This is a genomic window from Flavobacterium sp., assembly GCF_035456085.1.
Lineage (GTDB): Bacteria > Bacteroidota > Bacteroidia > Flavobacteriales > Flavobacteriaceae > Flavobacterium.
On record NZ_DATIDY010000098.1, the window covers coordinates 1 to 23,604 of the forward strand.

The 23,604-nt window shown below is 34.5% G+C and carries 22 protein-coding genes and 1 riboswitch; of the genes, 9 read left to right on the forward strand and 13 right to left on the reverse strand.

The window, feature by feature from the left end; all coding sequences use genetic code 11:
- The 6 genes from VLC96_RS07465 to VLC96_RS07490 form a co-directional block, all read left to right on the forward strand.
- A partial coding sequence (locus VLC96_RS07465) for a DUF8694 domain-containing protein (RefSeq protein ID WP_325261802.1) occupies window positions 1–307 on the forward strand: 307 nt, incomplete at its 5' end.
- 99 nt (window positions 308–406) lie between these two features.
- Complete coding sequence (locus tag VLC96_RS07470; RefSeq protein WP_325261803.1) at window positions 407–3,058, forward strand: DUF8693 domain-containing protein; 2,652 nt, start codon at window positions 407–409, stop codon at window positions 3,056–3,058.
- A gap of 407 nt (window positions 3,059–3,465) precedes the next feature.
- Window positions 3,466–3,924 (forward strand): (2Fe-2S)-binding protein, encoded by a 459-nt coding sequence (locus VLC96_RS07475; protein WP_325261804.1) that lies wholly within the window; start codon window positions 3,466–3,468, stop codon window positions 3,922–3,924.
- Between the two features lie 2 nt (window positions 3,925–3,926).
- Complete coding sequence (locus tag VLC96_RS07480) at window positions 3,927–6,110, forward strand: xanthine dehydrogenase family protein molybdopterin-binding subunit (protein ID WP_325261805.1); 2,184 nt, start codon at window positions 3,927–3,929, stop codon at window positions 6,108–6,110.
- A gap of 150 nt (window positions 6,111–6,260) precedes the next feature.
- Window positions 6,261–7,022 (forward strand): xanthine dehydrogenase accessory protein XdhC, encoded by a 762-nt coding sequence (gene xdhC, locus VLC96_RS07485; RefSeq protein ID WP_325261807.1) that lies wholly within the window; start codon window positions 6,261–6,263, stop codon window positions 7,020–7,022.
- Window positions 7,012–7,641, forward strand: coding sequence for a nucleotidyltransferase family protein (locus VLC96_RS07490; RefSeq protein WP_325261808.1), 630 nt, complete (start codon window positions 7,012–7,014; stop codon window positions 7,639–7,641). The genes xdhC and VLC96_RS07490 overlap by 11 nt, the downstream gene beginning before the upstream one ends.
- Window positions 7,642–8,054: 413 nt before the next feature.
- Here the strand turns inward: VLC96_RS07490 and VLC96_RS07495 are convergent, their stop codons facing one another.
- The 4 genes from VLC96_RS07495 to VLC96_RS07510 all read right to left on the reverse strand — a co-directional run bounded on the left by VLC96_RS07495 (window position 8,055) and on the right by VLC96_RS07510 (window position 10,211).
- Window positions 8,055–8,594 carry a GFO_1091 family lipoprotein gene (locus VLC96_RS07495; protein ID WP_325261809.1) on the reverse strand — a complete coding sequence of 180 codons (540 nt, stop codon included), beginning with the start codon at window positions 8,592–8,594 and terminating at the stop codon, window positions 8,055–8,057.
- A 43-nt stretch (window positions 8,595–8,637) separates the two neighbouring features.
- The gene (locus VLC96_RS07500; RefSeq protein WP_325261811.1) at window positions 8,638–9,165 is read right to left on the reverse strand and encodes a GFO_1090 family protein; all 528 of its coding nucleotides are present in this window, start codon (window positions 9,163–9,165) and stop codon (window positions 8,638–8,640) included.
- 82 nt (window positions 9,166–9,247) lie between these two features.
- The gene (locus VLC96_RS07505) at window positions 9,248–9,715 is read right to left on the reverse strand and encodes a PG0215 family putative anti-sigma factor (RefSeq protein WP_325261812.1); all 468 of its coding nucleotides are present in this window, start codon (window positions 9,713–9,715) and stop codon (window positions 9,248–9,250) included.
- Window positions 9,702–10,211 carry a GFO_1088 family ECF-type sigma factor gene (locus tag VLC96_RS07510; RefSeq protein ID WP_325261816.1) on the reverse strand — a complete coding sequence of 170 codons (510 nt, stop codon included), beginning with the start codon at window positions 10,209–10,211 and terminating at the stop codon, window positions 9,702–9,704. Before VLC96_RS07510 ends, VLC96_RS07505 begins: the two co-directional genes overlap by 14 nt.
- 122 nt (window positions 10,212–10,333) lie before the next feature.
- Here VLC96_RS07510 and VLC96_RS07515 point away from each other — a divergent pair, with 122 nt between their 5' ends.
- The gene (locus VLC96_RS07515) at window positions 10,334–11,776 is read left to right on the forward strand and encodes a GFO_1087 family putative carboxy terminal peptidase (protein ID WP_325261818.1); all 1,443 of its coding nucleotides are present in this window, start codon (window positions 10,334–10,336) and stop codon (window positions 11,774–11,776) included.
- A gap of 165 nt (window positions 11,777–11,941) precedes the next feature.
- Here the strand turns inward: VLC96_RS07515 and VLC96_RS07520 are convergent, their stop codons facing one another.
- The 9 genes from VLC96_RS07520 to VLC96_RS07560 all read right to left on the reverse strand — a co-directional run bounded on the left by VLC96_RS07520 (window position 11,942) and on the right by VLC96_RS07560 (window position 21,315).
- The gene (locus VLC96_RS07520; protein WP_325261820.1) at window positions 11,942–13,000 is read right to left on the reverse strand and encodes a YncE family protein; all 1,059 of its coding nucleotides are present in this window, start codon (window positions 12,998–13,000) and stop codon (window positions 11,942–11,944) included.
- A gap of 6 nt (window positions 13,001–13,006) precedes the next feature.
- Window positions 13,007–14,860: a TonB-dependent receptor plug domain-containing protein gene (locus VLC96_RS07525; protein ID WP_325261822.1), complete on the reverse strand. Its 1,854-nt coding sequence runs from the start codon at window positions 14,858–14,860 to the stop codon at window positions 13,007–13,009.
- 31 nt (window positions 14,861–14,891) lie between these two features.
- Window positions 14,892–15,090: riboswitch (cobalamin riboswitch) on the reverse strand.
- Between the two features lie 299 nt (window positions 15,091–15,389).
- Window positions 15,390–15,932, reverse strand: coding sequence for an alpha-ribazole phosphatase (gene cobC / locus VLC96_RS07530; RefSeq protein ID WP_325261824.1), 543 nt, complete (start codon window positions 15,930–15,932; stop codon window positions 15,390–15,392).
- On the reverse strand, window positions 15,917–16,714 hold the full coding sequence (locus VLC96_RS07535) for an adenosylcobinamide-GDP ribazoletransferase (RefSeq protein WP_325261826.1): 798 nt from the start codon (window positions 16,712–16,714) through the stop codon (window positions 15,917–15,919). The genes cobC and VLC96_RS07535 overlap by 16 nt, the downstream gene beginning before the upstream one ends.
- Before the next feature lie 50 nt (window positions 16,715–16,764).
- Window positions 16,765–17,205, reverse strand: coding sequence for an IS200/IS605 family transposase (gene tnpA, locus VLC96_RS07540; protein WP_325261828.1), 441 nt, complete (start codon window positions 17,203–17,205; stop codon window positions 16,765–16,767).
- Window positions 17,206–17,894: 689 nt separating this feature from the next.
- Window positions 17,895–19,574 (reverse strand): nicotinate-nucleotide--dimethylbenzimidazole phosphoribosyltransferase, encoded by a 1,680-nt coding sequence (gene cobT / locus VLC96_RS07545; RefSeq protein ID WP_325261830.1) that lies wholly within the window; start codon window positions 19,572–19,574, stop codon window positions 17,895–17,897.
- A 122-nt stretch (window positions 19,575–19,696) separates the two neighbouring features.
- Complete coding sequence (locus VLC96_RS07550; RefSeq protein ID WP_325261832.1) at window positions 19,697–20,341, reverse strand: Dph6-related ATP pyrophosphatase; 645 nt, start codon at window positions 20,339–20,341, stop codon at window positions 19,697–19,699.
- 2 nt (window positions 20,342–20,343) lie between these two features.
- A complete protein-coding gene (cobU, locus tag VLC96_RS07555) occupies window positions 20,344–20,853 on the reverse strand; it encodes a bifunctional adenosylcobinamide kinase/adenosylcobinamide-phosphate guanylyltransferase (protein WP_325261833.1) in 510 nt (169 codons plus the stop codon).
- 99 nt (window positions 20,854–20,952) lie between these two features.
- Window positions 20,953–21,315 (reverse strand): DUF5522 domain-containing protein, encoded by a 363-nt coding sequence (locus tag VLC96_RS07560; RefSeq protein WP_325261835.1) that lies wholly within the window; start codon window positions 21,313–21,315, stop codon window positions 20,953–20,955.
- A gap of 96 nt (window positions 21,316–21,411) precedes the next feature.
- Between VLC96_RS07560 and VLC96_RS07565 the strand changes: the two genes are divergently transcribed.
- Together VLC96_RS07565 and VLC96_RS07570 are read left to right on the forward strand one after the other, a co-directional pair.
- Window positions 21,412–22,554: an ABC transporter substrate-binding protein gene (locus tag VLC96_RS07565; RefSeq protein ID WP_325261837.1), complete on the forward strand. Its 1,143-nt coding sequence runs from the start codon at window positions 21,412–21,414 to the stop codon at window positions 22,552–22,554.
- Window positions 22,555–22,605: 51 nt separating this feature from the next.
- A partial coding sequence (locus tag VLC96_RS07570; RefSeq protein ID WP_325261838.1) for an iron ABC transporter permease occupies window positions 22,606–23,604 on the forward strand: 999 nt, incomplete at its 3' end.

The window sequence follows — 23,604 nt, forward strand, 5'->3', positions numbered from 1 at the left end:
CGGCACTTTTGATGACCGGTTTGTAATCAAATTTATTAATAATGATTTGGGTGTTAATGATTTTGATAAAACTTCCAAAGACCTAATCGTTGCTGTAAAAAACAAAACCATTTCTGTGAATGCGCAAGCAGAAAGAATCGACAAAATCTTGGTTTATGATATTTCAGGAAAATTGATTTATAGCAAAAATAAAATAGGGAATTCCAGTTTTGATTTTTCAATTGCAAAAACTAACAATCAGGTTTTGTTAGTAAAAACCCAATTGGAAAACGGACATTCTACAGACAAAAAAGTTTTTTTACATTAAACAATAAACTAGGATTTTTTTACTCCCAAAATAAATTTAGCTTATACGACAAGAACATTTTTTCAGTATAAGACATTTTATAAACTAATTTCAAAAGACATGAAAACAAAATTATTTTTTAGTTTAGCAATAGTTCTAGTTCATGGTTTTGGTTTTGGGCAATCAACCTTCACATCAATAAAAAACGGGAATTGGAACGATCCCACTACTTGGAGTTTTACTAATTCCGGAGTTAGTGATTCGGATGGTATCCCCGACGAAAATGATGATGTTATCTTAACTGGGGATAATTCAGTTACAGTTGATAGTCCCGGTACTACACTTTGCAATTCATTATTATTTCAAAATAGTACTCTAAACATTTCCGAGGTAACGTTATGGATAACGGGAAAAATTGTTGTTGACGCATCAAATTCAGAAAACATAACAGCAACAATTAAAGGCTCTGGTTTTTTATATTGTGATTCATTTGATGTAGGAAGACCATCAGACGATCCTAAAAATGCAAATTATACAACAGTAGTAAAAAGTGAAATATCAAATCTTAATATTAATGGTAATTTAACTATTTACAGCAGTTCCTATAATAATACATATACAAACAATGCTACATTCAGCCTCCAAAAAGGACTAACGGGAATAAATGGACAAATAAAAACGATTAATGAGAACAAGGGAACAACATCTCCTAATCCTCTTGTTGAAAGTACAGCTACATTTACAACCGCTACTAACTTAGGTCCAAGATTATTAAATTTAAGCAATCCAATTACTTTTTCGTTGAGTGAAACCGGAATAAGCTCACTTGTTCTTAATGGGATTGATACTACTGTCAACTATATAAATTTTGGAGATCAAAACATTATCAATAGCGACTATTATAATCTTATTTTAAGTTCAGGTGGAACTAAAAAATTTCCGGATACTCCAATTAATATTAGTAATACACTCAACATCTCTAAATTAAAATTTGTTTTGGCAGATTTGGGAACCAACGTAACCCATACAACAAAATATTTAATCTTGGGAGATATTGCGCAATTGACAGGAACTTACGGTGGTAGTATCTCAACAGCAACAAACATAAACGATTGGTTTTTTTACCCAAATACAGGAATTCTTAAAGTAATTGGAACTCCTTGCACAGGACCTACAAAAACTTGGGATGGAGTGAGTTGGTCTGGAGGAACTGCACCTACAAGTAGTGATCAGATTGTTTTTGAGGGAGATTATAGTTCTTCTGGAGATTTATTCGGTTGTAATTGCACTGTAAATTCAGGTAATGTTACTATCAATACTGATAATACCTTAACTCTTGTAAATGAAATTACAGTTGCCGGAGGATCATTAACTTTTGAAAATGATTCCAATTTAATCCAAAAAAATACAGCAGCTAATACTGGCAATATTACCTACAAACGTAATAGTAATGGGCTATACAAAAATGATTCTACCGTATGGTCTTCGCCTGTATCAGGATTAACTTCAGAAAATTTATTGCCAAATACTACTGAAGACGACTATCTATTTTATAACAGATATGGTTGGTTTTCTAATTTTAACTATAGTATTCTGGCTGGTGATGGATTTGCAGTAAAGGCGCCTAAAACGTTTAGTGATACAACACCAACAGTATTTACAGCCGAATTTAAAGGAGTTCCTAATAATGGTGATATTTTGGTCCCTAGCAATGAATTTCCTCCCAGTATAGGCTATCCGAACTGGCAGCTAATTGGAAATCCCTATCCATCGGCATTGGATTTAAATAAATTTTTTGCTGAAAATGGTTTCTCGAGTCCAATTTATTTTTGGGTAAATAGCTCAAAACCAAATGCAGCACAATACAAATATAAAAGTGCTGATTATGCTTGTTTCAATGCAACCGGAGGAGTTTCTGGTGATAATGGTATCGTTCCAGACATTAAATTCATTAGAGCAGGTCAAGGTTTTTTTATTATAGAAGAAGCTCCACGTGATATCATTTTTAAAAATTCAATGCGTGTAAGGAGCAATAACTCTCAATTTTTTAGATTGACTCAAAAAGCTGATGACCAAAAAAGCAGATTATGGCTCAACTTAACGAATGATGAAGGATTGTTCAAACAAATTTTAATTGGATATATAACTAATCCTTCTCCTGATATAAATAATTCGTATGACGCTTTTGATTTTAACAACAATAAATATGCCGATTTCTATACCAAGTCTGCTCAAGATTATCGCTTAGTTATCCAAGGCATTCTTCGCCCATTTGCAGAAACAGATGAAATTCCGTTAGGATTTATGGTCAATTTAGAAAAACAACCTGCTGTGGCGAGCCAGTTTACAATTAGCATCAGCAATACCGATGGCGATTTAGACCAACAACCAATTTATCTGTACGATAAAGTAAATGACAGTACGAATGATTTACGCAAAGGTGGCTATACTTTTTCAAGTGTTGACGGTACTTTTGATGACCGGTTTGTAATCAAATTTATTAATAATGATTTGGGTGTTAATGATTTTGATAAAACTTCCAAAGATCTAATCGTTGCTGTAAAAAACAAAATTATTTCTGTGAATGCCAAAGCAGAAAGGATTGAAAAAATTCTAGTTTTCGACGTTTCAGGCAAATTGATTTATAGCAAAAATAAAATAGGAAATTCAACTTTTGATGTTTCTGCTTTAAAAACTAAAGAGCAAATTTTATTAGTAAAGACCCAATTGGAAAATGGAAATTCAACTACAAAAAAAATAGTTTTTAATTAAGAAAAAACCTTGGGTGAAATTCAGTTTAAATAAAAAATGAAACACATAGACACATAGATTTAATAGCAAATCACTTAAGAATGCAAAGAAATAAATTTTTAACATAGATCGCTATGTGAGAAGTGAAACTACTCTGAAACTCTTTTAAAAACTAAAAATTCTATGTCTCTATGTGGTTAAAAAATAATTTCGCTCAATAGGTTAAGAAAAATCAAAATATAGAAAACACGCAGGTTTTACAGTTTTCGCTAGAGCCAAACCTATAAAACTTGTGTGAAAAAATAATAGCTAAATCTGTTTACTTAATAGGATTGAGTTCTCGCCTTTTCTTTGGTCCTTAAAAATTAAATTATAAATTATAAAAAAAGTTATAACTTTCAATTTCCTAATTTCAAACCGAAATCCCAATGACAACTCTTCTGATAAACAAAAAGAAATATACCATCGATGTTGATCCCGAAATGCCTTTGCTTTGGGCAATTAGAGACATCATCGGACTTACCGGAACTAAATTTGGCTGCGGTATTGGTGCTTGTGGTGCCTGCAAAGTCCTTGTAGATAATGTTGCAACTTACTCCTGCCTGACTCCAGTCGAAATGGTGGCTGGTAAAAACATCACTACGATCGAAGGAACTTCAGAAAACCTACAATTACTTCAAAAATCTTGGGAAGAGTTCAATGTTCCTCAATGTGGATATTGCCAACCGGGACAATTAATTACTGCTACTTCACTACTCAATTCCAATAAAAATCCTTCGGATACTGATATTGATGATGCTATGAGCGGAAACATTTGTCGTTGTGGCACGTATCAACGCATCAAAAATGCGATCAAACATACTGTTGAACTTAAAAAACACCGTTAATCATGAGTGAAATTCAAAACATAAGCCGTAGAAATTTCATCAGAAATATGGGATTGGTATCAGGGGGATTGATTTTAGGATGCAATTATAATTTATTTTCTAAAGAAATTGTTCTCGAAAATTCAGCAGCATTTATTCCAAATTTATTTATACAATTAAATCCAGACGGAAGCCTAATAATAATTGCAGCACGTTCCGAAATGGGTAACGGAGTCAGAACCTCTTTAACCTCTATCGTTGCAGATGAAATGGAAGCCGATTGGAATAAAGTTTCGGTTCAACAAGCTGTTGGTGATGCAAAATATGGCGACCAAAACACAGATGGTTCCCGAAGTGTAGCCGGTTTTTATGACACTATGAGAAAAATGGGTGCAACAGCCCGAATGATGCTTATTACTGCTGCGGCAAAAAAATGGCAAGTTCCAGAAAGCGAATGCATCGCCCAAAACCACTTTATCATTCATTCTAGCGGGAAAAAATTAGGCTATGGAGAGTTGGTCGAAATCGTAAAAACATTACCTACTCCAACAAACATCGTTTATAAAGATCCTAAAGATTTTAAATACATTGGCAAAAACCTAAAAAGTATAGACATCAAAGATTTTGTAAACGGTAGCGCCGTTTTCGGAATTGATAAACGTTTGCCAAATATGAAAGTTGTCGCTATCGCCAGATGTCCGGTTACTTTTGGTACTGTAAAATCTTTCGACAAAACGGCTGCAATGAAAATCAAAGGCGTCGAAGATGTAATTGAAATCCCAAAAATCGAAAAACCTTTTGGCCCTTTAGGTGGCGTTGCTGTTATTGCATCGAATACTTGGGCTGCTTTTAAAGGAAAACAAGCTCTTGAAATCCAGTGGAATTATGGCAAAAACGAAGGCTATGATTCGGAAACATATATGGCAGAATTAACCGAAAGAGTTCATAAACCCGGCAAAGTCGAAAAAGAAATTGGCGATGTCGACAAAGCTTTTGGCGAAGCTGCAAAAGTTGTCGAAAGCACTTTTAAATTACCGCATTTAGCTCATGCTCCAATGGAAGTTCCAAATGCTGTGGCTTGGGTTCAGGGCAATAGTTGCGAAGTTTGGGCTCCTACACAATCACCACAAAGCGCACAAGATGAAGTGGTATCTTATTTGGGAACAACAAAAGACAAAGTAACCATAAACGTTACTTTTCTCGGCGGAGGTTTTGGCCGAAAATCAAAGCCCGATTATATTGTCGAAGCGGCCATGATTTCAAAAGCGATCAAAGCTCCCGTACAAGTGGTTTGGACCAGAGAAGATGACATCAAACATGGCTATTACCACACGGTGAGTTCTCAATACATGAAAGCTTCTTTGGATGCACAAGGAAATGTTACTGGCTGGCTGCATCGCTCAGCTTTCCCTTCAATCATGTCAACTTTTAAACCTGGCACTGATTATCCAGCAGGATGGGAAGCTTCCAGCGCTGCCGATGTCCCTTTTGAAATAAAAAATTTCAAAGTCGAATCAGGACAAGCTCCTGCCATGGTTCGAATTGGCTGGATGCGCTCGGTAATTAATATTCTTCATGGTTTTTCGATCAATGTTTTTGCAGATGAATTGGCTCATGCCGCAAAACAAGATCCATTAGAATTCCGACTTAAGTTAATAGGCAATGATCGTATAGAAGACACAAAAGATCCTATAAAATACAACACAGCCCGCCTTAAAAATGTCCTGAAACTAGCCGCCAAAAATGCTAATTACGGTAAACCATTACCCAAAGGACATGCTCATGGTTTAGCTGTTCATTATAGCTTTAACTCTTATGTAGCCTCAGTTGTTGAGGTCTCGATGACCGATGATAAAGTAAAAGTTCACAATGTACACACTGTTATTGATTGCGGAACGGCGGTCAATAAAAACACGATAACTTCTCAATTAGAAGGAGCCGCAGTCTTCGGAATGTCAATCGCTTATTACGGAAAAATAACTGCCAAAGATGGCGCAATCGAACAAAACAGCTACAGCGATTACCGAATGATTCGCATGAACGAAGTTCCAAAAGTTCACGTACAAATTGTCGAAAACAACGAAGTTCCAACAGGTGTTGGCGAACCTGGCGTTCCTGTAATTGCCCCAGCCATCATCAATGCCATTTTTAAACTGACTGGAAAACGCTATTACAATTTGCCTTTAAGTGATTATGAGTTAGTATAAATTTTGGGCTTTTTCGCCGCGGCGAACCGGGCTGTCCGTTATATCTTTATTGCCGAACCCCGGCAATAAAGGATGCCACTACCATCCCTAACGCAAATACGGTATTTAAGAAAATTTAGTGCAAAAAATTAAAAAAACAGATCTATCTCAATGAACAATTGGATTGAATTATTACACGATTTTAAAAGTAAAAAAAAGCCAGTTGCATTAGTTACAGTTACCAAAATTCTTGGTTCGGCTCCTTGTAAAGTAGCTTCAAAAATGATTGTTACTCCACAAAAAGAAATTTTCGGAACTATTGGTGGAGGCAAATTAGAATTTCAAGTTATTGACGAAGCTGTTCGTTCTATTCGCGAAAATAAAATAATAGAATGCACTTATACACTAGGCCCAGAATTTGAACAATGTTGTGGCGGAAAAGTAGAACTAATTATCGAACCTATGAATCAATCCCCAGAATTATTCATCTTTGGAGCAGGACATATTGGTGTTGCAATTTGTCAGGTTTTAAAAGATACACCTTTCAATATCACACTTCTTGACACCAGAGAAAACTGGAAAGAAACTATCGAAATCGACAAAACAATAACTTACAGTGACATTCCTTTTGATTTTTATAAAACATCTGTAAACTGGGGATCCAATTGTTATGTGGTTATTTTAACTCACGATCACAAACTCGATTTTGAAATTACTGCTTTAGCATTGCATGAACAAACAAAATATATAGGATTAATTGGCAGTAAAACAAAGAAAAACAAATTCAATAATTTATTGATAAATGAATTGAATTTTAAACCTGGAATCGCTCCCGTTCATTGCCCTATTGGATTGGACTTAGGCGGCAATTCTCCCAAAGAAATTGCCATAAGCATCGCATCCGAATTATTGAAGGCTTATTATGGAAAATGATACTGTATTCGTATTATTGGCAGGAGGAAAATCCGAAAGAATGGGTGTGCCAAAGGGATTACTTCAATACCAAAATAACTATTGGATTCTGGAACAAATTAACCGAATTGCAACCTCAACAATAACCGAAATTTATATAGGATTAGGATACCATTCTCAAGATTATTTAAACAAAATCCCTTGGCTGAAAGAAGCGCTGCAGCATTTTTTCGTTTACAAAAAAATCAAAATTCGGATAATCATTAACCAAAATCCGGAACTCGGTTCTTTTTCAACTTTACAAAATGTATTACAACAAATCCCGAAAAACAAATCTGTTTTGATAAATCCTATTGATGTCCCAATAGTCAACACAGCCGAATTACACAAAATTATTGAAACTCAAAACCAAATTGTCCTTCCCAATTTTGAAGGCAAAAATGGTCATCCTATTAAGTTACATCCTGATTTTTGGAACCAATTACTTTTACTAGATCCAACAAACAAAAACACCCGATTGGATTTAGAAATCAAAAAAATGAATCCTTCTGCAGTTACAACTATTCCTGTTTCTGATTCCTGCATTATCAAAAATTTAAACACTCAGGAAAATTGGATTGAATATTTAAAAACAATCTAGAACTATTTTCTTTGAGTTTATTTAGGGTCTGCTGAAAAAAAAATTTACACAATAAAATAAAGAGATTCGATCTATTGTCTAGAAAACAAATGCAGGATTTATGAATGATGGTATTTAAAGACCTTGCACTTAATTTTAAATTATTCAATAACAAATTCCACAATCTTGTCATTCCGTAGGAATCTCCGCAAAGAACTCTACAAAGATTGGCACTTTTGATTGCTAGGATTCCTACGGAATGACAAACTGCGAGTTTTATGCGGCACTCAGGAGTTTTTCAGCAGACCCTATTTAAATAAGTTAAGCTTAACTACCTTAATATCTTAATAGTAAAATTAAATATTAAACTGTAAAAATGTCATAAAAAAAGCGCTTCCACTAGGAAACGCTTTTTTAAATTGATAAATTTTAACCTATTTCTTAACTAATTCCTGCAAAGGTTTTAATTGTTCCATATCAATTTTGGATTCTTTCAAAACAGAAATCATGTTTATGATATTCGTTGGATTCATGTCTTTTCCTAAGACTCTGACAACGGCAAAACCAGCATCATTTTTATTGGCAAAAAACACAAATTCGTTAATATGATCATCAGTTCCAACATAGCATACAGAAGCTCCTTGTTTGCCCGAACCAAACTTCATCAACTGCTGATATTTTGGATCTTTTAGAATCAAATTTACTTTAGCTCTTTCTGCCTCGAATTGTGATTTGTTCTTATCATTTAATTTGAAAGCCAAAACATTAATCTTTTCAAAAGATTGCAATGCTTCGCTTTGAGCCACTGTCAATTTGGTTTTATCAACATCCAAAATATTCGATGAAATATCTAAAGCGATAAAATTTTTATTCTCCGTATTTTCAACAAAATATTTCTGCAAGGTCGGCTCTGAATTGCAACTTCCAAAAACCAAACTTATCAAAGGGACGATTAAATAGAATAACTTTTTCATAAAGCATTGTTTTTTGATTTTAGATACCAAAAACTAAGAACTATCATTTCTTTCCTTTAGTTGCTTTTTTCAAATCATCACCTCCGGGAATTTTCATTTTATCAGTCAAAACTGAAATCTCATTGATATCAAAATCTCCTGTCAATGACATCAAAACGGTATCTTCATCTTTCCCACCTTCAACAAACATCAGTAACTCTTTTATTTGAGTATCTTTTGCTCCAGATTTTACCATTATTTTGATATTTTTTCCTTTGTCGTTTATACGCATCAATTCTTCTAAACCAGCAGTTTTGACGTATTTGTCAGCAGTTGCTTTTAATTCACTTTCTATTTTGTCATTTTTGGTAGTGAACACTTTTAAATTATCTAACTTTTTGATCAGATTCATGTATTGTTGTGCCTCTTTATCAGAAGTATCCACTTTTACCTTACTCATCAATTCGAACATTTTCTTATTGACAACAACAGAGGTCACGTCGTCTTGTCCATCAAATTTATCAAATGCTGATTGTGCAAAAAATGGACTTGATATCAATATTATTACTAATGTGATTATTAACTTCTTCATTTTATTTTTGATTTAATGATTGTTTTTAAAATTTAATTGTACTCTGGGGCTTGAATGCTCTAGAATCATTCGCGCTTTATTTTTAGTCTATAAATACTTTATCTTTTGTCATTTCGTATACCTTAATGTACTGCATTCCTTCGATGCCGGTATTAACATTATTGGACAACATCGCCAAAGCTTTTTGTGTAGCTTCTAATGCTTCTTTTGGATCTTCATAAGTGCCCAATTCTTGTTTTTCTTTTACTTCATTTACATTGAAATAATCATTTACATTGAAATAAGTGTAAGTTCCAATACCGATAATTACTACAATCGTAGCAGCTATCGACAACCATGATATCTTTTTCTTCTTCGATAGTAATGATATATTTTTTTCAAACTTTTCATTTTTTGCTTCAACAATATAACCAAATAAAGGCTTGTATTGTTCTAAATGTGACGCAACATTTGAGGACGAAAAATAGTTTTTCAACTCGTTCTCTTCGGCAATACTTGTTTCTCCTTCAAAGTATTTTTCTAAAAGTGCTTCCATTTTATTGAACTCCATAACTGTGTGTTTTTAACATATATTCTCTAATTGTTTTCCTTGCTCTTGAAAGTGCCACTCGTACGGCAGTTTCGTTCATCTCTGTTATTTTTGCGATTTCTGAGAATTCGCATTGTTCTATATCTCGTAACTGAATAATAATCCGTTGTTGTTCCGGCAACTGATTAATGATTTTTTCAACCCATTTTAAACTGTCATTATCTTCAATTTGTTTGTATAAACTTGGTTCTTTATCTGTAAAATTAGAATGCTCAATCCTAAGATTACTGGCTCTTTTTGATTTTAACTGGTCCAGGCAATAATTTTTGGTCATTGTTACAGCCATTGCTTCAATGCTATTATATGCTTCCAAATTTTCATTTTTATTCCATAGCTTAACCAAAATTTCCTGAGTAGCATCTTCTGCTTCCTCCGTGCTCACAAGCAATCGCTTAGCCAATCGAAAGAGCTTGTCTTTGAACGGATTAATCAAAAGCACGAATTCACTTTGGTTCATAAATGGTTATATTAATTTGGCTATATTCTCAAGACGAATCAGTATAATTTTTGTTACAAAAAAAAACTAAATTAGCCTAAAGTTAGTACTTTTGTATAGACATCTCCAATTAATACCAATACATGAAGCCATATTTAAAAATTACACTTTTAATACTTTTAGCTTTTCTAACCCTTCAGAGTTGTGAAGACATGGACGATGTCCCACCACCTGCTGGACTTGAGGTCAATGACTTTATATGGAAAGGCCTAAATTTATATTATTTATGGCAGGCAGATGTTCCAAATTTAGCCGACAATCGTTTTGCCAATCAGGCCCAATTAAATTCTTTTTTACAGCAATATGATCAGCCAGAAGATTTATTTAATGCCCTTAGGGTAAATTCGTCTATCGATAGATTCAGTTGGATTGTAAGTGATTATCTTGAACTAGAAGGTGCACTTCAGGGAACTACAAAAAATGACGGGATGGCATATAGTCTTTTCCGAAAATCGTCAAGTTCTAACGAAATTTTTGGTTGTGTAAGTTATGTTATTCCTAATTCTGATGCGTCAGCCAAAGGAATTAAACGAGGTGACATATTTTATGGAATAAATGGAACACAACTTACAATGAGTAATTACAGAACTTTATTATCCGGATTTGACAATTATACATTGAACTTAGCCGATTATAATAATGGCGCAATTACACCAAATGGTAAATCTGTAGACCTGACCAAAACAGTGCTTGCCGAAGATCCAATTTTAATCAATAAAGTCATTGAAAAGGATGGACATAAAATTGGATATTTGATCTATAATGGTTTTTATCCAAGTTATGACAAAGAATTAAATGATGTTTTTGGTTCTTTTAAATCACAAGGTATTACTGATTTGGTTTTAGATTTAAGATACAATTCTGGAGGTTCCATTCAGTCGGCAACACGTTTGGCAAGTATGATTACAGGAGAATTTACTGGAAAAGTTTTTTCTAAACAAAGATGGAATGACAAAATCAATTCCTATTTCGAATCCGAAGATCCTGATGCATTAAAGGATTTGTTTGTGGATAAAATAGACAACACTCCATTAAACAGTTTAAATCTTAGCAAAGTCTATATTTTGACAACACACAACACCGCATCAGCAAGCGAATTGGTCATCAACGGTTTAAAACCTTATATTGATGTGTACCAAATTGGCGATATCACTATTGGAAAAAATGTAGGATCGATCACAATCTACGACTCTCCAACTTTTGGAAAAGAAAACAGAAACCCAAAACATCGTTATGCGATGCAGCCGATTGTTTTAAAAATTGTTAATGCTGATGATTTTGGCGACTATTTTAATGGTTTGACACCAACATATTCACTAAAAGAGAGCCCTTCTAATTTTGGAGAATTGGGTGCTACAACTGAGCCTTTACTAAGTACTGCCATTGGAAAAATCACCAGTACAGCCAGAATGGTTAAGAAAACACAAGGCAAAACGTTTCCATATTTTGATGATTCAAAATCTATTACCGGACAAAACCAAATGTATATCGAAAAAGTTCCTCCAGGACTGTTACAATCTTTATAATAAAAACCAAATAATATAAACCAAAAAGGCTTTCATCACTGAAAGCCTTTTTTTCTCAAATAACAATTACCTAATACTGTCTATAATTCTCTAGAATACCACAACTATTAAATCAAGAACCGTATTTAATTTTACTATAGAACACAAAAAAGTGACTATTAGTATTTAATTATTAAAATAAAATCCGTTTGGACCAACACCCACCGTAAACTCTTTTTCCAAAACTCCAGAAAGTGAATACACATATGCTTTACTATTGGCAGTAAAATCTCCTCCATCAGCAATAAAAAAATGATTGTTTTTTACCGCAAAGCCATACATTTTACCATAATCTGAATTTGAATTATACGATAAAATAGCTGTTTTGGAAGCTACCGTTTCTGAAATATTCATACCATAAACCGAAGTCCCAACAGTATAATAAATTTTATTTTGTTCAATGTCCAGATTTTTAGCATCTTTTAAATCAGTTGGAAAAGTAATTTTACTCAAACTATTATCTGATAATTTTACTTTCACAATTTCGCTGGCAACTCCGTAAGGGCTTCTCAAAACATACAAAGTTCCGTCTTTGGCTTCCATAGAATCTGCATCAGAACCAATATTTATTGGGGTTTCCAATGTTTTTGTAGTTGTATTTACCACCAAAACTTTATCACTAACATAAGGTTCTGTGATGTATAATTTTCCGTTCTCTAATACAATTCTGTTGGCAGTTGCATTCAATTCAATTTTTGATTCTACCAAGTTTGTTGTCAAATTAATAACCGCAACATAATCATCGGTATCGCCACTTGCAGGATTTGCATACGAATAGGTATTGGCATTAGTTACATATGCTTTTCCATCTTTTACAACTCCATATCTTGGGTTAACAAGACCGGTTTCGATTTTTGCAACAATCTTGAACGTATTTCTGTTTACCACCGTAATTTTATTGGAACCACCAGCAATGATATACGCTTTATCGCCATCAAAAAAGATAGATTGCACATATTTTCCAAGCAGATCAGATCCATTGGCAGTGGTATAAGCATCTTGAGTAAAATTATTCAAATCATTACTTATGAACGAAACAGAACCTTGTCCTGAACCTCCTTCGTTCAATACCAAAATTCCTTCATTGTAATCGCCAGAATCTTCAACTTTATCATCATCATTCGTACAGGAAACAAATAAAGAAACGCTCACCAGAGCAACAAAAAAGGACTTACTAAACTTCATAATTATTTAAAATTTTAGGGTTATATACAAATTAAAATTACGACCAGGCATTGGTCTGTCTTCTACACTTTCATACTTTTCATTAAAAACATTCAAGACCTGAAAACCTATTTTTGAAGATTCTAAAAACTTAAAATCATAATTAAATCCAATATTTGATATCTGATAAGCATCTATAATTTCATGAGGATCATTATCCGATCTTGTATATACAAAACCGTTGTACAAATACTGATAATCCACAGAAAACTTACTGTACGAATACGCAACCGAAGCAGTAGCTTTGTGATAAGGAACAAAAAACAGCTGTTTATCGGTATCAATATTTTTTGAAACCGTGTAGGCGTAAGTTCCATTTACAGCGAAATTATTTTTTCCGTACGAATTCGCCCAACCCAGAATAGTTTCAGAGCCATACGTATTCACACGGTCTGTATTTTCTGGTGACCAGACATCACCATTTACCGGAATCCAACGAATTAAATTATCGATTTTGTTAAAGTAAACAGTCTCAGTCAAAGTGATTTTTTTATACGTAAAAACATTTCCAATCTCTGTTTGATAAGAGCTTTCAGGCTTCAAATCAGGGTTTCCGCCTTCCTCCCAATACAAATCATTAAATGTTGGAATCCTAAAGTTTCTTGAAAAATTGACTTTCAAATTATAAAAAGAAGTAAACGCATACGACGAACCCAACGAAAATAAAAATGGACTATCATAATCTGAAGTAGCTTCTTTTCTGAATCCCAATTCATTTTGCCATTTCGGATTTGCCTTTTCTACAACTTTCAAAGCAACAGCTCCAATATGTCTTGTGTTATTGCCAAAACTAGTTCCAAAACCCTTGGTACCATTATAATCTACAATCCCATCAAGTTTGATCGATTCTATTAATTGATATCCAAAATCTATTTTTGCAATAAACGATTGCGATTTTCCATAAGTAAAATAATCATTATCGATGTCGGCAAAATATTGATACTCTTCTGTGAGATATGCCACTTTATAATTACTGCTGAAGCGTCCTTCGGTTTCTGCATATTCCAAAAGATTTCGGCTAAAAGTGTTGATGTATTTTGTTTTCGAATCCGATTCGGATATCAATGAAAGATTTCGATCTGTATTGGAGAATTGACTATAAAAAGTCAGCATTTCATTTGCGCTGATTTTATACCCAACATTGCCAGACAAACTAGTTGTTGCATATTGCCCATTTTCATTTTTTCGCTGAACGCCCTGCCACGTATAAAGGTCAATATAATCGTAATCGTTATCAGAACTATTTCGAGAAAGCCCAACTTGAGTACTCCATTTTTTGTTTGAAACATTCAGTTTATAATTGACTCCAATGGTATTAAAACTCCCATAATCAAGCCTCAAATTGTTCTCGAATTTGTTATCAAAAACCAGATTAGTATTCAAATGCACACTTCCTCCTATGGCGCCGCTTCCATAACTCACGCTTCCTCCACCCGCTTTTACACTAATCGAATTGAAATCAGAAGAAGTAAATGTGTTGAAATCAGCGCTTCCATTGAGCAACGAATTGACATTAATTCCGTTCCAAACCACAGCGGTTTGCGACGCAGTAGTTCCCCTAAAAGAAACCATCGAAGTCATTCCGCGTCCATATTCCTTAAAATACAAAACGCTGTTGAAATTTAAAAGATTGGTGAGATACGATTGGTTTTTGTCAATAACCGAATCATTAAGCACCTGAATCGTTTGTGATTTGTTACCAGAATGTAGCGTACGGTCAGAGACTATGACCTCTTTTAAGTTATTGATAGAGTCATTCTGTGCCGAAATAAATTGGCACAACAAAACAAAAACGCCTAGTATTAGTTTTTTTAAAGTCATAATTCCTGAACCTTTTTTCCCGAAAGTCCGTTATTCGTTAAGAAAAAAGGCAGGTCTCCTGGCTTGCGTCTTGTTGTTTGCCTTCCCATTCGCCGCGGCGAACAGTGACTTAGTAGATTACAACAAGCTTTGTAGCTTACAGTTGCGGGAACAGCTTAGGTTTTGAACCTAATTCCCTTTTAATGTGTTTTTGTAAAAAAATAAACACAACCTTAATTCGAGTGCAAATATAAAGTTAAAAAAATCAAAAAAACAAATAAAAGTTCCTAAGAAGCTAAGTTACTGATTTTCTAAGTGGTTATAATTTTAAAATGCTTTTTAAGGAGCAAAACATACGGCATTTTCAGGAAATATGGTTTCCTGCTCTACGCTACAATCTTGTGGGCTGAACCCCAGCCCACAAGGATTTTCACTCCGATCAGGGCTAGAGATTGAGATTTGGATTTTATTATTACTTACATTCAAAGTCCTTAAATAAAAACAAAAAAGCTATTATTTACTTTGACTATGAATAAAAAATAGCAGCTCGCTAACTCAGTAATTCTATTTTCAAAACCGCTCCAAAATCCAAAGACGTTTTAAAAGCTTCTTGCAAAGGAAGATTATTTATTTTGCACAAAATACTTCGAATAACACCTGAATGTGCTACAATAATCAAAGGTTTATCAAGGTTTTTTGGAATTTCATTATTAAAAAAATCCAAAACTCTTTCATTCAAATCCACAAAAGATTCGCCATTAGGCACCCTTACGTTTACAAAATCTTCCATCCAAGGATTTAGTATTTCTTGCGGAATGTCGTTCCAACTTTGCAGTTCCCAATCGCCAAAATGCATTTCCATCAATCTTGGATCTTCAATAATCGAATCAATTTGGACATTTTTCTGAATGTGTTTGGCCAAAATAACACAACGTTGCAACGGACTGGAATACAATTTTGCTTCTTTGGGCAATTGCTTTAAAATATTTTCAAAAACAATATCGTAAGGTTCTAAAATCCCAACGTTGCTTTGCCCATAGCAAATTCCTTTTTCACAAACCGTTTCCGTATGACGAACTAAATAAACTTCCATATTCCGATAATTGACAAATAAAAAATCACTTCACATATCTGTTGAGTTGCCCCCAAACAATCTCCCGTGTAACCATCAATCCATTTCTGGAAATATTGGGCAAGGAAAAAACGAGCGATAAAAACAGGCAGTAAAGCCAACAATAATTGCCATTGAAAAACAGATAAAATCACAAGTGGCAATAATCCAAAAAAAGAAGCTCCAACTACTTCTTTCCAAGTGAAATTCTGAGCAATAGGCTTACTTTTACTCGATGCGTCTTCTCTCGAATATTGATGAGTAAAAACAATGGAAATGGCTGCTAATCGACTAAGTGAATGGGCGGAAACAAAGAGGAGCAAGTTGCAGATTGCAGATTGTAGATTGATGATTTCAAATCTTGAAAATAAAGTAGAAATGGCTTCGAATTTCAGTAAAAGAAGTAAAACCACACCAATAGCTCCATACGCACCAATGGCGCTGTCTTTCATTATCAAAAGGATTTTTTCCTTTGTCCATCCACCACCAAAACCATCACAAACATCAGCAAATCCATCTTCATGAAATGCTCCTGTGGTTAAAACTCCTCCAATCATCGAAAGTATTAAAGCAATTTCATAAGTAAATAACAAAGTCGCTAAGTAATAAACAACAAAAGAAATTCCGCCCACAATCCAGCCAATCAACGGAAAATAACGAGAAGCTTTGTTTAAATAATCTGGATTATGGTCAATGTTTTTGGGACACGGAATTCGGGTGTAAAACATCAATGCCGTGAAAAATATATGTAATTGTTTTTTCATAATTTATTTTGGAAATTTCAATGAAAAGATTAAATCATTCAAAATCAAATTCATTTATCATCAATCTTTTTAAAACCAAATTTCAGAATAAATTCATCATACTCTTCTTGAAATGTTTTCTTTTTATGATGTTCCTCTTGATTTTTGATATAATTTCTAACTTTATCAATAACTGATTCCGAAACCGAAACTGCAAAATATTCATCCTGCCATTGGAATTTCTCTTTAGTCAATTCATTTTTGTTAATCCAAAAAGATGATTCTCCTTTTATAAGTTGCATTACTTTTTGAATATTTTGATCTACACCTAAAGAAATCAAACAATGACAATGATCCGAATATCCATTTATAAAATCAATAAAAATCCCTTTTTGAATTGAGTTTTCTCTTATATGATTCCAAACTTTTTGGCGCAATTCAATCGAATCTAAATATGGAATTCTATTTTTGGTGCTCCAAACACAATGAATATATACTTTTACAAATGGCATTCTTATATTTTTAGTTGTTTTGTATTTTTGGCTAAAGCCAATTTAGAGATTTTTATTTTATATCCAATAGCTAAAGCTATTGGCAATTCAATATTTTAATTCTCAATTACCTCGAGATTTATCTTAAAACAATAGCTTCATTCTTTGAATTGCCTCTAGATTTATCTTAAAGCAATAGCTTCATTCTTTGAATTGCCTCTAGATTTATCTTAAAACAATAGCTTCATTCTTAGAATTGCCTCTAGATTTATCTTATAACAATAGCTCCATTTTTTGAATTGCCTCTAGATTTATCTTAAAACAATAGCTTCATTCTTTGAATTGCCTCCAGATTTATCTTAAAGCAATAGCTTCATTCTTAGAATTGCCTCTAGATTTATCTTAAAACAATAGCTCCATTTTTTGAATTGCCTCTAGATTTATCTTAAAACAATAACTTCATTCTTTGAATTGCCTCTAGATTTATCTTATAACAATAGCTCCATTTTTTGAATTGCCTCCAGATTTATCTTAAAATAATAGCTTCATTTTTTGAATTGCCTCTAGATTTATCTTAAAACAATAGCTTCATTTTTTGAAATTGCCTCTAGATTTATCTTAAAATAATAGCTTCATTCTTTGAATTGCCTCCAGATTTATCTGGAGGAATTAAAGTATTTGCTCTTAATTGGCTTTAGCCCAAAAAAAAACTACTCTTTTTTGCTTATTCCCGCCGATTCAAAACTGGCCATTTCATTCAAAAAACAAACCGCCGATTGTATAATTGGAAATGCCACAGCACAACCTGTTCCTTCTCCTAATCGTAAATCCAATTGTAACAAGGCTTGAACATCCAAATAATTTAATATTTTTTGATGCCCTTGCTCTGCTGATGAATGACAGAATATCGCATTTTCTTTGACTGCTGGGTTCATTTTATAAGCGATTAAAAACGCTACCGAACAAATAAAACCATCAACCAAAATCAGCATATTGTTTTGTTTGGCTTGAAGCATTCCGCCTGCTATTTGCAGGATTTCGAATCCTCCGAAATACGCCAATTTGCTTTCTAAATCATTTGTCCCATTATAGTTTTCAAGAGCTTTTTTCAGGATATTTTGTTTTTGAATCAGCTTTTCGTCAACAACTCCTGTTCCTTTCCCGACGCAATCTTCGATTGGTAATTCCAGAAGAATACTCATCAAAACGGAAGCTGTAGAAGTATTTCCGATTCCCATTTCGCCAAAGCCGATACAATTGCTGCCTGTTTCAAAAATGGAGTTTACAATTTCTTTTCCTTTTTCAAAACACAAATCGAATTCGGTTTTGCTCATGGCAGGAACATGTAAAAACGACTGAGTACCCTTTCCTATTTTGGCAGAAATTAAATTAGCATTTGTTGGGAAATCATAGTTCACTCCCGCATCCACAATAGTTAATTCGATATTATTTTGTTTACAAAACACATTAATCGCTGCGCCTCCTTCCAGAAAATTGGTTACCATTTGTCGGGTAACATCTTGTGGATAGGCGCTTACACCATGATTTGCAATTCCGTGGTCGGCAGCAAAAACGACCATATTGGGTTTGGTTATCTTTGGTTCTAAAGTTTGAAAGACTGTGCCGATTTGTTTTGCCAAACTTTCTAAAGTACCTAATGAACCCGTTGGTTTAGTTTTATTGTCTATTTTTTGTTGTAAAGCTTCGCTTATTGTGGAGTTATTGAAGTATGATTGCTTCGTTCCTCGCAATGACTCAGGAGTTGGGAGAAATGCTACAGCTGAAATCTCCTGAACAAAAGGCTTTTCAGATTTTTGCTTCCAATTCAATTGTTGCAACATGGGTTGATTATCGTAGTTTGTTGACGGTTTGCCTACACAAAAATATCCTAAAGGTTCAATGTTTTCAGGCAATCCTAAAAGTTGTTTGAATTGGTAATAATTCAGAATGGAAACCCAGCCCATCGAATAACCTTGCTCTGTCAATGATAACCAAATGTTTTGAGCAGCGCATACCGAACTATACTTTACCGCCTCGTTGCTTCCAACAGTCCCGATGGTAAAATGATTCAAAACCGAGCGGTCGTAGCAAATTACTAAACCAAGTGGCGCTTCTTCGATAGCTTCCAGTTTTAAGGCTTGGTATTGCAATTTTTGCAATTCATCATCGGTGCAATTTTCGGCTTTTTGATTGTAATCTAAAAAGAGGCTTTTTATCGCTTTTTTGATTTCATCCGATTTGATCAGATAGTATTTTGTAGCATCGGTCAAACCAACAGAAGGGGCATGATGTCCGGCCAGTAACGCTTTTTGAATTACTTCATCGGGCACGAGATCAGTTGTAAAATGACGGGTGTCTCTGCGGGATTGTATGATTTCGTCTAAAGTCATTTTAATATCGTGTGTTTGCGTTAGGGATGGTAGTGGCATCCTTTATTGCCGGGGTTCGGCAATAAAGATATAACGGACAGCCCGTTCGCCGCGGCGAAAACGCCCAAATAATTATTACTTTTTTATTCTTCCCAAACAATGAAACAATAGTCGTTATGGGTAATTTTTGTAAAGTTAGGCAATTCTATCGCTTCTGAAAATAACGGACAATTGAGTACCAAAGTATGAAATTCGCCGTTTTCTCCGCAAGGGTCAATGCCTTTTTCGAGCAATTCCTTTGCCAATTCTTTGGTCAAAATTTTGCCTAAATAATCTTCGCCCATCATTGGATTGCAGGAAACAATCATCGTAATTATACCATTTTCGAGCATTTCGTTGACCAAAACGATGCGATCTTGTTGCCACAAAGGAAGTACGGCTTTTATCGAAACGGCTTGACAAACTTTATCTTCCCAATCTTTGTGGTCTTGCAAATCGATGTCTCCAAAAACGGCTGAATCGAGGTTATAGTTCGTTTTTAACCTTTTTAAAATATCGATAAACTTGGCTTCGTAGTCGTTCCAAGTCGCTGGAATAGCTTCGAGTGGTAAATTCATTTTTTGGGCTTGCTGTTTCAAAATCGACAGGGGCAAGCCGTGAGAACGTGATATTTTGCCATTTTCGTTCATCATATTCAGCAGCACTTTTGGAACAAATCCTTGTGCCACTGCCTGCATCATGGCATAACAACTGTCTTTTCCTCCGCTCCAAGAACTTACAAAATTCATATTTATCCTTTTATTTTTACGGGAATTCCAGAAACCATTAGCACTACGGTGTTGGCATTTTTGGCGATGTATTGGTTCATCCAACCTTGCAACTCGACAAATTTCCTTCCAATATGGGTTTCGGCGTGAACTCCCATTCCAATTTCGTTGGTTACAATAATGATTTTGGTGTCTTTTTGTTGTACAATCGCGTCTATCTCAGTTTTGGCTTGTTCGAGACTTAATGCCACGTCATTTTTGGTGTCTACAAAAAAATTAGTCAGCCAAAGCGTCACACAATCTACAACTGCCACTTTTCCTGAGAAATCAATCTCGCTTAAATGTTTTTCTTTCTCAATATTTACCCAGCGATCGTCTCTGTCTTTTTGATGTTTATCTACTCGTTTTTGAAAATCGTCATCCCATTTTCGGGCGGTAGCTACATACATTGGATTTTCGGCTAATTCTTTGGCTAAATTTTCGGCGTAACCGCTTTTACCGGATCGTTCACCGCCTGTAATTAGGTATATCATTTTTAATTTTTTTGTTATGATAATCGTAGGTGGTAGAGATGCACTGCAGTGCATCTCTACAGTGCATCTCTACGGTGCATCTACGTTGTGAATTTGCAATTAATACGGACAATGTGTGCAATCGCTTTTGCAACAATATCCTCTTTTCAGATGGAACCAAGGTTTGAAAACATAGTTTCCATCTTCGAAATAATAATCAATTCCTTCTATAATTTGAGTGCTTTCGGGTAATAATGAAGCCTTGTTTCCTATTGCATTTTCGGGGGTTATTGTTGCTACAAATTCATCAATTTTATCAGAACAAGCTTTTTTGAAACAACTTGGACAAAGACAATCGGCAATATCAAACGGATTGAAAATAGGCGGAAAATCATTGCACCAACACGCCATTCCTTCAACTGAATCTCCACAATCAAAAGGCGTTTTACAGCTCGAGCAATGTTTTACTTTTATTGTATTCATTTGGTAAAGATAGCGTTTGTCTGATTTTTTACGGTAAAAATTAAACAGGAAATTTATATTTTACTATACCTTTGTCGCTATCGAAAAATATAGTCTATGCGATTTTCATTCTACAAAACTCTATTAATCAGTATTATTTTTTCTTTTATTGGATGCCAAAAAAACGAAAAAAAAGCCCTTACAACCGACGTTAACACTACAAACAGTATTCAATATGCCAAAAGTTTAGCCATTGAAAAACATGAAGGTTTTACAGTTGTAACGGTTTCGAATCCTTGGCCAGATGCGGTTAAAAATTTTACTTATATTCTGAAAGAAAAAAATGCTGTTGTTCCTGATAGCCTAAAAAATTATACTCAGATTAATGTTCCGTTGCAATCCATTGTGGTAACTTCTACTACGAATATTCCATTTTTGGAAATGTTGGGAGTTGAAAAATCATTAGTAGGTTTTCCGCACACCGATTACATTTCTTCTGAAAAAACGAGAGCTTTGATTGATGCAGGAAAAGTTAAAAATGTAGGACAAAACGAAAAACTCAATATCGAACAACTTATTGATTTAAATCCCAATTTGATTGTAACTTTTGGAATTGACAACAATAATCCAACCATTGAAAATTTACAAAAAAGCGGTTTGAATGTTTTAATTCAAGCGGATTGGATGGAACAATCTCCTCTTGGAAAAGCGGAATGGTTAAAGTTATATGGTGTTTTATTTGGTAAAGAAAAAGAAGCGAATCAGTTGTTTAATACAATCGTAAAAGAATATAATGATGCTGTAAAATTGGTCGCTGATCAGAAACCGACTTCAACAGTTTTATATGGATCTATGTACCAAGATCAATGGTTTGTGGCTAGAGGTAGTAGTTGGGTTGCTCAATTTATGAAAGATGCCAAAGCCAATTATCTTTGGAAGGATTTGGAAGGAACGGGAAGCCTAGGACTGTCTTTTGAAAACATATTAGACAAGGCCAAAACCGCTAATTTTTGGATTGCTACAGGCTCATTCAAATCATTAGTTGAGTTAGAAAAAGCCAATCCACATTATAGTCAGTTTGATGCTTTTACTAATAAAAACATTTATACTTTCGAAGGGAAATTGGGCGCTACAGGTGGTACTATTTTTTATGAATTATCCCCTGCCAGACCTGATTTGGTTTTGAAAGATTACATTAAAATCTTTCATCCTGAATTACTTCCTGATTATAATTTTACTTTTGCTAAAAAACTGAATTAAAACCTCACCCCAGCCCTCTCCTGAAGGAGAGGGAGCTAGAAAATAATTAATTTGAACAATCCAAAAAGAAATACAATTCTATTTTCATTCCTTTTCTTAGGGCTGATTGTACTGTTTTTTGTGAACATTAGTTTGGGTTCTATCACTATTCCGCTAAAAGAAGTTTATACCAGTTTGACAGGTGGTCAAGCTAGCAAATCGACTTGGGAATATATCATTATCAATTATAGATTGCCGAAAGCTATTACGGCTGTTCTAGTTGGAATGGGATTATCCATTAGCGGTTTATTGATGCAGACTTTATTTAGAAATCCATTGGCTGGACCTTATGTTTTGGGGCTTAGTTCGGGAGCCAGTTTGGGAGTTGCTTTTGTCATATTGGGCGCTAGTATAGTGCCTGCTTTTTTGGGCGGTATTTTATTATCTCCATACGGAATCGTTTTGGCTTCAACCTTAGGAAGTACCTCTGTTTTGTTGCTGGTTTTATTGGTTTCACAACGCTTGAGAGATACAATGGCAATCTTGATTGTGGGACTGATGTTTGGTAGTTTTACCAGTGCGGTTGTTGGTGTTCTTACGTATTTCAGCTCAGCAGAACAATTGCAGAAATTCACTTTTTGGTCGATGGGAAACCTTGGAAATTTGTCTTGGACATCCATCTTGATTCTCTCCGTTTGTGTGCTGTTGGGATTGTTTCTAAGTTTACTTAGTATCAAACCTCTGAATGCATTACTCTTAGGAGAAAATTACGCCAAAAGCATGGGACTGAATTTCAATAAAGCACGATTGATTATTATTCTTGCAACCAGTATTTTAGCAGGAAGTATCACTGCGTATGCTGGACCTATTGCTTTTGTGGGATTGGCTGTTCCGCATATTGCTAAATTGGTTTTCCAGACTAGTAATCATACGGTTTTGTTTTGGAGTACATTGCTTTTTGGAGCTGCTATTATGTTGGTTTGCGACGTGGTTTCGCAAATGCCGGGAATGGAAATTACCTTACCAATTAATGCCATAACTTCGATATTAGGAGCGCCGGTTGTTATTTGG